The organism is Rhizobium sp. SVR5-9E (assembly GCF_056755095.1).
The window spans coordinates 1-11719 of record NZ_JBNDHS010000140.1; the positions used below are offsets into that span (position 1 = coordinate 1).

The window sequence follows — 11719 nt, forward strand, 5'->3', positions numbered from 1 at the left end:
CTAGGGTCTGGCGGCCCTCAAACAGCAGCGCCCGTAATGATGACTGCTGGAGGCCGGACCATGCGCCTTCGTGGGTAGCAAAGCAGACGGTATCTTTCGAAGATGCTAAGGCGCATCCCGCGCTAATCGCTTGCGTCATGTGCTCGCACTAAATGGCGCGGCACATCTGATCCAGAGGACCTCGGAACCATCCAAGGGAAAGGAAGAGACAAAAGTAGGTTTGCCACACGCTCCCAATACCTCAACTCAAACTTTCGCTAATGTTCCGGTTCAAGTAACGCACCGTGTGCCGCCTAGTCGAAAAGGCGGAACAGCGCCGCCGGACTGCCGATTACGCTGGCAATCGCCCCAAGCATAGCCAGTCCCAGCAGCAGCCACATTCCCCAGCCAGGCTGCCGCGGCTCTCCCTGATCTTCCGGCCTCAAGCGCTGACTTCCATCTCTTAAGTCATCGCCCTTTTCGCCGCCTCTCCGACAGATGGGGAAACGCAGGGGGCACATTGCAATTGTTCTGTTGGTACACCAGTTGTAAGCTATCGGCAGCTTCTGAAACGGGCGCTGCCGGGTGCGGACGCCGATAGCGTTCCAGCCCCAACAAAGGAGGACGACATGTCTTCCGCCTCCATTATCTACTCCAAGGACAATCTGATGCGAGCCGCGCGGCGGTTTCGCTACATGGACTTTCTCGTCAAATCAACACCAGCACTGAGTCTGGCGTTCATTCTCTATGTCGCGCTCAAAGGTGTCTTCTGGTAGCGCAGCCATTTTGGATCTGCCCACGGCAACAGCCTCGGCTGGTGCCGTGGCTGTCGATAGACCCGTAAATCACCTCACGCTGGAATCACATTCAAGATGGAACGGACCACAGAAACTGAAATAACTTTCGCCCGTCCCTTCGCTCTCAGTTCGTTGGTGGTTCCCCTTGAAGCGGGGACGTACCGCCTGATTGTCGAAGAGGAAGAGATCGAAGGCCTATCGTTTTCCGCCTTCCGGAGAACCAACACCCAACTTGAAATACCGGCCATTACGACATGCGCGGGCGCCAGGCAGCGCCTACGAGTTTCTATGCAGGAAATCGAAGCGGCTCTGGCGAAGGACGCGGAGCTCTAATGACCGATCGCTGACCGCTGCGATCTCGTTGGCATCGCGTGTTTCACGAGAACATTGAGAGTACTCCCATGGCAATTGAATTTCCCAATAGAGCCAGAAGCTATGACGAGATCTCCAGACGAGTTCGCTTCCTCGGCCATGACGGCATGTTCGAGATTTGCTTCTTCGTGGATATCGACGTATTGTCCAAAGGACCGGGCGAGACGGCGATATCGGAACGCGACTATCTCGCGGCGTTTGACAGGATTCGAGCTAGAATTCTTGATGTCGCCCAGCGCGTATATACGTCAAAACCCAAAAACCTGATCGTCCTGTGCGCGCTTCGCAAAAGCTGGACATTAATTCCGCTAAATCCCGGACAGCAGTTTCACTAAAGTCCGGACAGTTTGACGAGGTTGGTCCTCGGCAGCCTGGTTTCTGTCAGGGCTGATTGATTTCGCCGTTTTCTGCAGCCGTCAAGAGGGGAGCGCTTTTTTGCTTTCGCATGCTCTCGCCTCGCAGCGTGATGCGATGGGCATTATGCACGATGCCGTCGAGTATGGCATCGGCGACCGTGCTGTCGGCAATAAGGTCATGCCAGCTCGTCACAGGGACCTGGGCTGTGATCAGGGTGGATTTTCTTTGATAACGCTCCTCGACAATCTCGAAGAGGTGGAAGCGCTGCTGATCAGAGAGCGTATGTGTTCCAAAGTCGTCGAGGATAAGCAACTGGACGCGGGTGAGCTTGTCGATGAGGCGAGGGAAAGAGCCATCGAGGCGGGCAAGCGCGAGATCCTCGAACATGCGCGGCACGCGCGCATAGAGCACGGAGTGACCGAGCCTTGCCGCTTGCCTGCCGAAGGCACATGCCAGCCATGACTTGCCGGTGCCGGTGCCGGTGTGGCCGGTGATGATCAGGCCCTCATGGGCGGTGAGCCATTGCCCCTGGGCCAGCGCCATGGTGTTGCGCCGGTCGAGACCGCGGGCGGCGGCGAAGTCGATATCTTCGATACTGGCCTGGGCAAAGCGTAGCTTGGCGGAGGCGAGCCGGTTACGGATCCGCTTGTCGGTGCGCAGGGCGACTTCGCGGTCGAGCATCAGGCCGAGCCACTCATCGCGGCTGAGCTCATTGGTGCCGGACTGCTCGGTCAATTCGCGCCAGGCGGCGGCCATGCCCGTCAGCCCGAGGGCATGCAACTGGTCGAGGGTGGGGTTTGTTAACATTCTTGCTTCCTTCACTGGTAGTAGGATCGGCCACGGATATTGGTATGCGCAGGCGTGGCGGCCGCATGTTCCGCCTGCGGTCTTTCCCGGTCGAGGCCGGATTTGAGGATGGAGGCGACGGAGGAATAGGTGACGGCATTGATGGTGAGCGCTCGTTCACAGGCCGCATCGAGGCGCTGTGATCCATAGCGCGGCGCCAGCGACAGGATGCCCATGGCCGAGCGATATCCCTGTTCCGGATGAGGCCTGTCGCGCATCATGCGTTCGACCAGGATAGCGGCATTGGGGCCGATCTGGGTCGCGCGGCCGATCAGATTGGCTGGCGTGTCTCGACTACCAGGTGAGTGAGCCGCACCTGCAGGGTGCATCCGATCAGCCGATGCGGCACCGAGTAGAAGGTCTTGTCAACCTCGACATGATAGTCCGGGTGAACCTTCGCCGACTTCCATTCCGCATATTCGAACGGTACCGCCGGCAAAGGCTTCAATGCTGCCCGCTCGATATCCTCGAACAGTTCGCGGCGGCTTTTGCCGACGTGGCGCATCGTTCGATTGTTCAACTCCTCGAGCAATTCGGCAATCGCCGTGTTGAGGGCGGCAAGCGAGAAGAAGGTACGGTTCCTGAGCCGGGCCAGAATCCAGCGTTCCACGATCAATACCGCGCCTTCGACCCGGCCTTTGTCGCGCGGTTTCCTGCTGCGTGTCGGCAGGATCGTGGTGTCGTAATGCTCCGCCATGGCGGCGAACGTCGCAGTTAACGTCGGCTCGAACCAAAGGGCCTTGGCCACCCCTGATTTGAGGTTGTCGCACACGATTGCCTTGGTGACCCCACCATAGAAGGTCAGAGCACGCACCTGACCGTCGATCCAGTCCGGCAACTGCTGGCTAAAGCTGGCATGGGCGAAGGTCAGGTTGGAGGCGCCCAGCACCGCGACAAAAATCTGGGCCGGATGGATGACGCCGGTCGTCGGATCGATCACCGGCACCGTCGGCCCGGCATAGTCGGTCTGCATCACGGCGCCCGCCGCGTGCCGATTGCGGAACGCTACAGTCGTGCGCTGCCGAAAGGCGGCAACCTGCTCGCAGTGAAGCCGTAACCATCGGGATGGCTGGCGCGATATTCCTGCCATAGAAGCGTCAGCGTCACGCCTTTGCGCTTCAGCTCCCGAACCACCAGCGCCCAGTCCGGCTCGCTGAGATCGCGCGGCGGTCGACCGGCTCGGCCGAACAGCCGTCGCTCCAGCTTTCCATCCTCGTCCGGGCCAATCGGCAAGGGCCATGAAAGCCCGGCTTCCCGAGCACGTAGCAAATACGTCGATACCGAGCTTTTGCCGATCTTCAGCCGCTCGGCAATCTCGCGCACCGAAAGACCCTCTTCGTGGGTCAGGCGCAGAATAGTCCGGATATCCCTCACTGTCGTTCGTCTTGCTTGCTTCCGTCTCGGCATCGGCCCCTCTCAACGTTCTCGTGAGAGGCCTAACCAAAAAGACGGCGCAGCCGCGAACCAACCGTCAAACCGCCGCCCGAAACTGTCCGGGATTTAGCGGAATCACTGTCCGGGAATTACTGAAAACTGTGTCCGGAGATTACCGGAAATCCTGTCCGGACTTTGCCGAAACCCGCACGTCCTGAAGCCGGCGGATTTTGAATAGCCGAACGCGGGAGGGACGCGCGTCGTCAATTAACTTCACAAAAGTAGGAAGCCACCAATGAATGAACGGATGAGCAAAAGCCGCGAACGCGCGGAAGCGGAATTCGGGTTGACCCAAACACAATTTCTTTCCCGCACTCGGCAGGACCCGAAAATCGACCCCGTCGTGACAGCGAGGAATGAGAAGACCGCGCAACTGAGGGTTAGGCGCCTCCAGCAAGAGGCGAATACGGCGGCCAAGACACTCAAGGACTAAGGGCCTGTCGCCGAGAACCAGTACGTTTGGTTTCAGCCGACGCTCATTGCGGAGATCAGCTACGGCACGCGTCGTACAAGGGGCTGCGAGAGGTTCAGGATAACGCGGCAATCTATGAGTTGGATCGATTCGCCGTCTAACGGGTGATAGCTTTGATCTTTTGCCGCGATACGTCTCTGGCGGCGGCAGAGCCTCGTGGGCTTGTGTCAGTGTTTCCAACCAGGCAGCCAGACCTGCGGGAATTTCCTCGTTCCCGGCTTCGAGCGCTTCGATCCATGACAACTCGCATTGGAGGGCAGACGCGATGTGATGGGCGTCCATCGCCATCCGCGGTCAGCAGGGAAGACGGTCAATCGCTTCCCGCGATACGACCTCGTGGGGTTACCGTTCTCCGATGGCAGCCATCCAGCACCGCTACCCGCTGGACTTGCTTCCGCTTTTGGAAAAAGCCAATCCAGTAAGCCCACTCTGTCCTCCGCGCGGCCCTCTTCTGTATGTTGCAATCCATGTCGCATGGGGCGCGCTTCTTCTCGATTGGATTCACAGGAGCCCCGGCGCAGACTTGAGGTAGGCAGGTATCGACCGTCGAAGCGCTACCTGCCAATTTCAGAAGTCGATCAAACTTCGATCGTCAAGTCGGCGACAAAGACCACTACGGTCCTCCGCTACCATTAGAACAGCCGACAATTCTGGGCCGGCTATTCCTGAGAGCCAGCCCTTGATCTCGTACGATATTCCTCCCCGGCTACCCGCTGGTAGACGGTGATGACCGAGACCACTTCCCGGAAGGCCTTCGCCATTTCGATCGTGGGCCCTGTGCGCCTGGTTTTCAGGATTCCGCCAGGCTCTCGATGTCTTCCTTGAACTTCGCGACTGCCCTCGGCTTATCTCGACCACGTTCGTTGGCGGCTCTTCGGCTTCAAGCTCAGCCTTCAGTCGGCTGCGTTCCGATTTGAGCCGAGGCAGAATTGCAAGAACGTCGTCTTCGGTTGCGCCGCTCGGCTGCGATACGCTTGCTCTCGGCTTTATATTCCTCGACGTAGGCATCGATGCAGGATGTGTCTGAAACATCTCCCTGAGCCGGTTGACGACGTCGCGCTCGATCTTCTCCACATAGTACCGGCGGTTATTCGAGCAGCTGCGCGATTCCTTGTGCGTGCTGCAGACCACGCGCGGGACACTGCGATCAGCGCCTGTTATAGATAGAACGCTATTGCGGAAAATCGACATGTCTCGAAGAACTTTCGAACGGCGTGTACAGGCTGATTGTAAACGATCGCCGACGCTCTGAACCAAAAACGCCGCGTCCGGTCGACAGTGGTCTTTGACGACGTGACGCAAATCGCCCTAGAAGACACGTCAATAACGGTAGCTTCGAAGAACTGCGCGACGGACTGGCGCAACGACGAAGTGACCGGCCAGAAAGAGCAGGTAAGGGCCGATGTTCTCGCCCAGGCTCGCTGGCGAAACGAACGCCGCCGGCAGCTCCTGGAGCGGGCCGAACGGTAGAGCCGCAATCGACCCTTCTTCCTCGAGGAGAATTCGAACACCGGGCATCCGGGCGCGGCAAAATAGGCGCGACGGTCGATTTGACGCAACTCCTTGGCAAGCACGATTTGTGGACGCCGGCTTGGACCACGGCCGATCGAGCAGTCTTGGTAAAGATTTCTCGCAATCTAGGCTGAGGGCCCTATGTTTCTCCTCAAGAAGGAGAAGGAGATGGAACATCTGAAGGAGTTTGCCTCGAGCACCAATGGTGATCGATGGTTCCTAGGTACGGACGACGTCACCAATAGCGAATTCGTCCTTCACCGTGGTAACCCATCGTCGGGCGGCCACGAAACGACAATGGCGCTCCCGGCATTTTTCGATCGACGGCCATTTGGCCCCGAACGCGATGCATTGATCATGTTGCTCGCTGACAGTACGAAGCAGCCCACCGTAAAAAACCGTAAAATCCCGATCAAGCCGGCCTAATGCGTGTACTTACTACTTTGCCGCGGAATAGTAGGAGGAGCACTGCTCGCATTGTGACGGCGATTAGGGATGACGCCGTACGCCTCGTTCTAATCGTGCTCTGCCTCATTGGCATCGCGGCGTTGCTTTATGTGTTCGGGTAGGAACAGTTTTCTCATTCGACCCAATCGAGGTTTCGGAACCGCCAAACGTCTTTGACTTTGGCCTCGATCTCTTCGATCGAGAGATTATCAAAGTTGGACCAGATGGTGACAGCCATGGCTTTAACGTCTGTTGGCTGGCCCCTGTTCTGTTCGGCGTGGTCAGCAAGCGCGTTGATCTCCAGCATAAGCAGTTCATCGTCTTCTTCGCTCATCTGGTCCTCCCAAGGTTGCCAGGCCTGCCCCGAGCATTTCTCTATTCGGGTCGAATCCGGCTTACGTCGCCGAGGAAAATAGTGGACTGTTTCCCTCTGAGCGGTCGTCCACCCAATGCTGTGACTTCCTCTGTGAGGATATAGCCGACACTCTGAAGTGTGTTTGCCAAATCGGCCATCGAACGATTGTCTTCGATCGTGAGATGTCCAGCCTGTTCAACCGGCTGTCTCAAATAGACTGCGTATCTAGCCATATGCGTTTCCTTCTGGTTGCATCGACAGATGACGGTGAACGGCAACGAGCGCAGTGCAGTTTAGCAGTATTGCCAATGCTAGTTTATTCCACGGCATCATGCTTGTCCCCGGCGACAAGACAATGGCCACACTCGTGAGTGAAGAGCCCGCGCCGCCGCTCCGGGGTTAGCCGCCCCTCATTTACGGCGTGAAAGTGGGTCAGCCGGGTCTAATTCGCTTTCGACATGTCTGTCGGCTTCAAAGCATCGGAAATCATGTCACCCAGTATGTTATGCAAAAACTGAGCTGTTCCGAGGCTCATTCGCAGCCTTGAGGCGACATCGCATATGCCATTGTTGTTGGCGTCGAGGAGGCCGGCACCGAACGATAGATACACGACACCGTTGAATTGCCTGGCCTCAGTAATCAGGTCCGCGAATTTCACCGGGTCGTCGTTCTCGCGGATGTCCCACCAGTCGGAACCAACGGCGATCTTCCGGCCACTTCGTACGACGACTTCGTTTTGCGTGCTGTTCTCTTCACTCAAGGCTGGCTCCTTTGCTGGTTGCATCAGCAATTGATGATGAACACCCATGAGTCGCAAGTGCAACTCAGCAACACCTCGTGCCTGCCCGGTCTGCATTAACGCTTTGCACACTGTTCGACTTCTCCACAGGTTGAGAGACGATGATCGAAATATTCTCATGTTGGGGTTGATGCTGCTCGGCGCCCACTGGCTGCAGGGCGATTCCCTCTCCAAGGCCAAACAAACAGGCCCGCTGCGCGTTTATCATCTGGTCGCGCACTCCGGCATACAAGGCGCTGGCGTAGCGCTGATCACCGGCAATGTATGGCTCGGGTTAGCAGAATGGCTTTTTCATACGGTCATCGACGATGCGCTGTGGCTCGGCTAATCCTGAAATCCGCATGGCTATCGACTGGGGCCATCTACATCCTGGTGGCGCTGATCTTCGTCATGGGCTCGCTGCCGATGTGGTGGTGGTTATGAATCCCCGTGCAGAACGCGCGATCCTCACGCTTCTCTGTGCCGTTGCTGCCGCCTGTCTCGCTATGCGGTGTGGTCCATCTTGTAGAAAATTCGATCGGGAAATGCGAAGGTCGCACCGGCCAGTAAAATGATATTGCGCTACAGGCCGATTTTCTTGTTCGTCATGGCTCTCATATCCCGCGTGATCATGAGCAGCCGCTCGATGTTTTCCTGTAGCTCCGACGCGAACATGTCGCCAAGTGCAGGGTCAACGCCAGGAAATACGGTTTGGCCTAAGGTGATTTTCGCTTGAGCTTCCATTACGTCCAACTGCTCGTCGGTGGTCTCAAGCAGGATCAAGATACGGCTAAGAGTGTGGCCGATCATGTATTCCATCGCGAAAAGGCGGGCTTCCAGCTTCAACTCCTGCTCAGTCATGCTCATGTCGGCTCTCCAAGGTGTGAAACGTGCCAGTCCTGAAAACGTACGGCATGAGATCGCGGTCAATGCCTAAGCTGAAGACCATCAACTGTTCAGCTGAGGCGATGGGCGCATCTCGTCCGCCTTCATCCTCGCATTGACGTTCTCAGCAGCGAGCATGGTAACGAAGTAATTGTCACCGGGTCGAATTTGCTTCTGCAAATGCTTCTCCAGCGCCTCGGCGTCAGCGCTGTTGTCAAAGACTTCGTGCAGACGGTTTCGCGTCTCGTCCGTGTGAACGGCGTAAACATAGAATCTCATTCGAGCCTCCCTTGCTTGAGAGTGAGATAGGGCGCCGTGACAAGTTTTCAGAATGCTTAGGATGGAAAATGACCCCGGGCACTGAACGGATTCTCCTGGCTGGGCTCTGCTTGATTGCTGTGGCCTGCCTCATCGCGTGGTTTATGTGATGGTCAAGCTTTTCGGCTTCCTGTTCTTCTGGACTGATCTGTTCCTTCGCAAAGCGTCCGTTGTGGCTTGGGAAATGGAGCAGCGTCGGCAAGGCCGAAATAACGCTAAGCGCCGTGCATGGCTGCTGACGCTCAATCCTGACGAGATAGAAGCAAGCGGGATGCTGGAGGACGTTATCCTTGCCCAGCAAGCGCGGGCTGCGGCGCCCCTCTTGTCAACGCGTTCATCATCGGCGGGGTATGGGTCAGCCTCGACCGAGATATCGCCGATATTCAAAATGCTCAGGAACGGACGCAGAAGGTTCTCGACGACACCCACCAGCAGGTATCGCAAAATACCGCGGCTTCCATTCCAAGTGACGAGAGCTCTGGAGGCGACGGCGGAAAACAAGAAAGGGATCGAGGCGGCAAACGCGCGCGTGGATCGCGTCGTGGAATCCCTCGGGGGGAAACTAGACACCGCGATCGAGAGTATCAACAAGGTCGCGACCCGCGTCGAGGTGTTGAGCAGCAAGCTCGATGATGCTCAAGGAAGGGCAAACAAGACCTTGTGGAGAACGCCGATTGTTCGGCCTTAATACGACCAGGGCTCGCCCAAACGTGTCAGAATGGCGAGCCCCGTCGCGTACCACTTCTCCGGGTCGGGGCGCCGACCGGATGCCGTGGCGCGGTGCTGTGCTTGACGCTACAGCACGAAAATCAAAGCTCTGGTAATGCCTGCTCGTCAATAATCAATTAGGGCTAGATCACCGGATCGAAGGGTTCCGTTGCAAACTTGTCAGTTACAGTTGCCGTGGCATTGATCTCCCGTATTTTCCGGAGGATTTCGAATGTTCAAAGGCCGCCACTTCAATCAGTCTGTGATTTTATTGTGCGTGCGTTGGCATTTGGCTAAGGGCCTGAGCCTGCGGGATCTGAAGGAAATGATGGCCGAACGCCGCATCCTTGTCGACCACTCAACGATCCATCGCCGGGTCGTGCATTCCTCGCCCTTGCTGATAGAGCGCTTCAACCAACGCAAGCGTGCCGTTACTGGAAAGTGGCATGCCGACGAGACTTACATCAAGGTTCGGGGCCGATGGATGTATCTCTATCGCGCCATCGACAGCGTCGGTGACACCGTCGAGTTCTGGTTCAGCGAACATCGGGACTTGTCGGCTGCCAAGCGCTTCTTTAGGAAGGCGTTCGACCGCCACGGCCGACCCGAACGTATCGTCATCGATGGCAGCCAAACCAACAGGGAAGCCCTCGTTTCCTGCGATACGACAAGCCGCTTGCAGGATCGCACGCGGCGCAGGCTGAAGCCGATCCGCATCCGGCAGAGCCAATAGCTGAATAACCGCATCGAACAGGATCACCGGCGGATCAAGCGGCGTGTCAGGCCAATGCTCGGCTTCAAGTCCTTCGCCAGAGCAATTCCAGGAAAAGTGCGCAGCGGTTTTCCGTCCGGAATTGCGTAAAAACAAAGAGATAAAGCGGTTCCGCGATTCCGTGAAAAGCTGAACCGCTCTAGCGCGACTGCTACGCTTGCAGGCATTGAGATGATTCACATGATGCGCAAACGGCAAGCGCGTTACGCCTGTAACCCAGCCCCATCGCTTGCCGAGCAGTTCGATATCCTGGCTGCTGTACTCTGAAAAGGGGCAGAACCCGCCGGATCGTGCGCGCATTCTAGAATTTGCAGCACAACCCTCGAGGTCCCTGCTTTTCTACACATTAAGGTAAGAGCAGATTGTCTCCCAATCGGCCGGGCACCCGGTTGAATTATGAGACCGATTAACAACAGTACGTTTTTATGCCTGACACGGCAAATAAGGTCGCTCTTCGGTCTGCTACCGTACCCCCGCACCAAAAAACCGGTTAAAGCAAGGCTAGCCACGAAGCCGAACAGCCACGCTACAGGAAGCGCTAACACTCCCATCGCAATCAGTATCCATATTCCGATGCTGCGTTTCGGCGGTTTTCCAGAATAGCGATCAGGCTCACTCATTGACGTCTCCCGAACCTGTACGGGCAACAGACCGCACGGCACCGGTATTCGTCTTCGCATTGTTGAACAGGTTGGCTGCCGCGCGGTCGGGTCTCTGACCACGGTGCCGGGGTAGGTTGGATCTTGAATGGCGCCGTGGCCATCATGGCCGTGCTTTGGGTAACAGCCCTAAAATAGTTAGAGCGCCAACCGGGGCCATCAAGTCATCAATTGATGATTTGGGATTGCGCGGCCTTCCAAAGGGTAAGGAGGGGCAAAGCAGCAAACCACGCCACGCAATCCCAACGGCTAGAACACTGAAAGCATTGCAAGGTCCCGGTGCGGTAGCGACTACCGTCAAGGCTGAATACACACACCGCCTCTGCACCACCGCGAGGCTTAACCCAACATGCGCCACGCCAGGCCTCACCAGCCGCGGCACGATCTCCCTGTACGGAAGAACCGAAAAGCTCGACCTGCTCTCGGCAGCACTGATCAACGGCGCGTCGGCCCATGCTCTGGACTTCGACGACGTCAACATTGCCATGGGCGGTCATCCGACTGCGCCGGTGCTTGCCGCCCTTCAGGCCCTTGCCGAGGGTCGGGGAGGGAATGGGCGCGACTTCCTCCTCGCATTCCTGACCGGGTTCGAAACCGAGACGCGGATCGCCCGGGCCGTCAACTTCCATCGCTACGACAAGGGGTGGCATCCCACGGCGACGCTTGCCGCTGGCAGGTGGCTAGGATTGTTCCGGTTCCCTCAACGAAGTTCCTGGCATTCGATCAGTTCGATCCGACCCTTGCCCTTGATTTCTACGAAGCCCAGGGAGCGCCCGCGACCCCGCTCGCGAATGCGTGCCACGTGGCCCCGCTGGTCGCTACAGTGCAGGGCTAGCATGGGCTGCGATCCGGGAGGCCATATTTACCGTGTCGCCCCACAGGTCGAACACGAATTGCCGGTGCCCGATGATTCCCGCCACAACTGGACCGAAATGAACGCCGACTCGCACCTCCCATTTGGGCTCGATGCGACGTGATGCTGTCACCATGTCGAGTCCGCATTGCAAGCTGGCAAAAACCGGATCTGG

General features: G+C 57.4%; 12 protein-coding genes and 5 pseudogenes. 9 read left to right on the forward strand and 8 right to left on the reverse strand.

From position 1 onward, the window contains the following. Positions 1–608 precede the first annotated feature (608 nt). The 3 genes from ACPYOJ_RS32165 to ACPYOJ_RS32175 all read left to right on the forward strand — a co-directional run bounded on the left by ACPYOJ_RS32165 (position 609) and on the right by ACPYOJ_RS32175 (position 1483). The gene (locus ACPYOJ_RS32165) at positions 609–755 is read left to right on the forward strand and encodes a hypothetical protein (RefSeq protein WP_481419871.1); all 147 of its coding nucleotides are present in this window, start codon (positions 609–611) and stop codon (positions 753–755) included. A 96-nt stretch (positions 756–851) separates the two neighbouring features. Continuing rightward, the gene (locus ACPYOJ_RS32170; protein ID WP_481419872.1) at positions 852–1109 is read left to right on the forward strand and encodes a hypothetical protein; all 258 of its coding nucleotides are present in this window, start codon (positions 852–854) and stop codon (positions 1107–1109) included. Positions 1110–1177: 68 nt separating this feature from the next. Continuing rightward, the gene (locus tag ACPYOJ_RS32175; protein WP_481419873.1) at positions 1178–1483 is read left to right on the forward strand and encodes a DUF1488 family protein; all 306 of its coding nucleotides are present in this window, start codon (positions 1178–1180) and stop codon (positions 1481–1483) included. 46 nt (positions 1484–1529) lie between these two features. Here the strand turns inward: ACPYOJ_RS32175 and istB are convergent, their stop codons facing one another. The 3 genes and pseudogenes from istB to ACPYOJ_RS32190 all read right to left on the reverse strand — a co-directional run. Continuing rightward, positions 1530–2312: an IS21-like element ISRsp2 family helper ATPase IstB gene (istB, locus tag ACPYOJ_RS32180; RefSeq protein WP_481419874.1), complete on the reverse strand. Its 783-nt coding sequence runs from the start codon at positions 2310–2312 to the stop codon at positions 1530–1532. Positions 2313–2323: 11 nt separating this feature from the next. Continuing rightward, positions 2324–3758: pseudogene (istA, locus tag ACPYOJ_RS32185) on the reverse strand (IS21 family transposase). Between the two features lie 613 nt (positions 3759–4371). Next, a pseudogene (locus ACPYOJ_RS32190) lies at positions 4372–4571 on the reverse strand (hypothetical protein); the annotation flags it as partial. Between the two features lie 1366 nt (positions 4572–5937). Here ACPYOJ_RS32190 and ACPYOJ_RS32195 point away from each other — a divergent pair. Further along, complete coding sequence (locus tag ACPYOJ_RS32195; RefSeq protein WP_481419875.1) at positions 5938–6195, forward strand: hypothetical protein; 258 nt, start codon at positions 5938–5940, stop codon at positions 6193–6195. Between the two features lie 154 nt (positions 6196–6349). Here the strand turns inward: ACPYOJ_RS32195 and ACPYOJ_RS32200 are convergent, their stop codons facing one another. Next, a complete protein-coding gene (locus tag ACPYOJ_RS32200) occupies positions 6350–6550 on the reverse strand; it encodes a hypothetical protein (RefSeq protein ID WP_481419876.1) in 201 nt (66 codons plus the stop codon). A gap of 463 nt (positions 6551–7013) precedes the next feature. Further along, complete coding sequence (locus ACPYOJ_RS32205; RefSeq protein WP_481419877.1) at positions 7014–7427, reverse strand: hypothetical protein; 414 nt, start codon at positions 7425–7427, stop codon at positions 7014–7016. Between the two features lie 61 nt (positions 7428–7488). Here ACPYOJ_RS32205 and ACPYOJ_RS32210 point away from each other — a divergent pair, with 61 nt between their 5' ends. Then, positions 7489–7698 carry a hypothetical protein gene (locus ACPYOJ_RS32210; RefSeq protein ID WP_481419878.1) on the forward strand — a complete coding sequence of 70 codons (210 nt, stop codon included), beginning with the start codon at positions 7489–7491 and terminating at the stop codon, positions 7696–7698. 233 nt (positions 7699–7931) lie between these two features. Here ACPYOJ_RS32210 and ACPYOJ_RS32215 read toward each other — a convergent pair whose 3' ends face one another. Then, positions 7932–8216, reverse strand: a complete 285-nt coding sequence (locus ACPYOJ_RS32215) for a hypothetical protein (protein WP_481419879.1) — start codon at positions 8214–8216, stop codon at positions 7932–7934. A gap of 81 nt (positions 8217–8297) precedes the next feature. Beyond that, positions 8298–8513: a hypothetical protein gene (locus tag ACPYOJ_RS32220; RefSeq protein WP_481419880.1), complete on the reverse strand. Its 216-nt coding sequence runs from the start codon at positions 8511–8513 to the stop codon at positions 8298–8300. A gap of 148 nt (positions 8514–8661) precedes the next feature. Here ACPYOJ_RS32220 and ACPYOJ_RS32225 point away from each other — a divergent pair, with 148 nt between their 5' ends. The 4 genes and pseudogenes from ACPYOJ_RS32225 to ACPYOJ_RS32240 form a co-directional block, all read left to right on the forward strand. Further along, complete coding sequence (locus ACPYOJ_RS32225; RefSeq protein ID WP_481419881.1) at positions 8662–9240, forward strand: hypothetical protein; 579 nt, start codon at positions 8662–8664, stop codon at positions 9238–9240. A gap of 252 nt (positions 9241–9492) precedes the next feature. Further along, positions 9493–10071: pseudogene (locus ACPYOJ_RS32230) on the forward strand (IS6 family transposase); the annotation flags it as partial. A gap of 102 nt (positions 10072–10173) precedes the next feature. Continuing rightward, positions 10174–10299 (forward strand): annotated as a pseudogene (locus ACPYOJ_RS32235) (IS6 family transposase); the annotation flags it as partial. 658 nt (positions 10300–10957) lie between these two features. Further along, positions 10958–11344 (forward strand): annotated as a pseudogene (locus ACPYOJ_RS32240) (MmgE/PrpD family protein); the annotation flags it as partial. A gap of 165 nt (positions 11345–11509) precedes the next feature. Here the strand turns inward: ACPYOJ_RS32240 and ACPYOJ_RS32245 are convergent. Then, a partial coding sequence (locus ACPYOJ_RS32245) for an adenylate/guanylate cyclase domain-containing protein (RefSeq protein ID WP_481419882.1) occupies positions 11510–11719 on the reverse strand: 210 nt, incomplete at its 5' end.

Bases quoted from the DNA above. Each gene is read 5' to 3' on its own strand.
- ACPYOJ_RS32165 (WP_481419871.1), top strand. From the start codon at position 609: ATGTCTTCCGCCTCCATTATCTACTCCAAGGACAATCTGATGCGAGCC.
- ACPYOJ_RS32170 (WP_481419872.1), top strand. From the start codon at position 852: ATGGAACGGACCACAGAAACTGAAATAACTTTCGCCCGTCCCTTCGCT.
- ACPYOJ_RS32175 (WP_481419873.1), top strand. From the start codon at position 1,178: ATGGCAATTGAATTTCCCAATAGAGCCAGAAGCTATGACGAGATCTCC.
- istB (WP_481419874.1), bottom strand. From the start codon at position 2,312: ATGTTAACAAACCCCACCCTCGACCAGTTGCATGCCCTCGGGCTGACG.
- ACPYOJ_RS32195 (WP_481419875.1), top strand. From the start codon at position 5,938: ATGGAACATCTGAAGGAGTTTGCCTCGAGCACCAATGGTGATCGATGG.
- ACPYOJ_RS32200 (WP_481419876.1), bottom strand. From the start codon at position 6,550: ATGAGCGAAGAAGACGATGAACTGCTTATGCTGGAGATCAACGCGCTT.
- ACPYOJ_RS32205 (WP_481419877.1), bottom strand. From the start codon at position 7,427: ATGCAGACCGGGCAGGCACGAGGTGTTGCTGAGTTGCACTTGCGACTC.
- ACPYOJ_RS32210 (WP_481419878.1), top strand. From the start codon at position 7,489: ATGTTGGGGTTGATGCTGCTCGGCGCCCACTGGCTGCAGGGCGATTCC.
- ACPYOJ_RS32215 (WP_481419879.1), bottom strand. From the start codon at position 8,216: ATGAGCATGACTGAGCAGGAGTTGAAGCTGGAAGCCCGCCTTTTCGCG.
- ACPYOJ_RS32220 (WP_481419880.1), bottom strand. From the start codon at position 8,513: ATGAGATTCTATGTTTACGCCGTTCACACGGACGAGACGCGAAACCGT.
- ACPYOJ_RS32225 (WP_481419881.1), top strand. From the start codon at position 8,662: ATGGTCAAGCTTTTCGGCTTCCTGTTCTTCTGGACTGATCTGTTCCTT.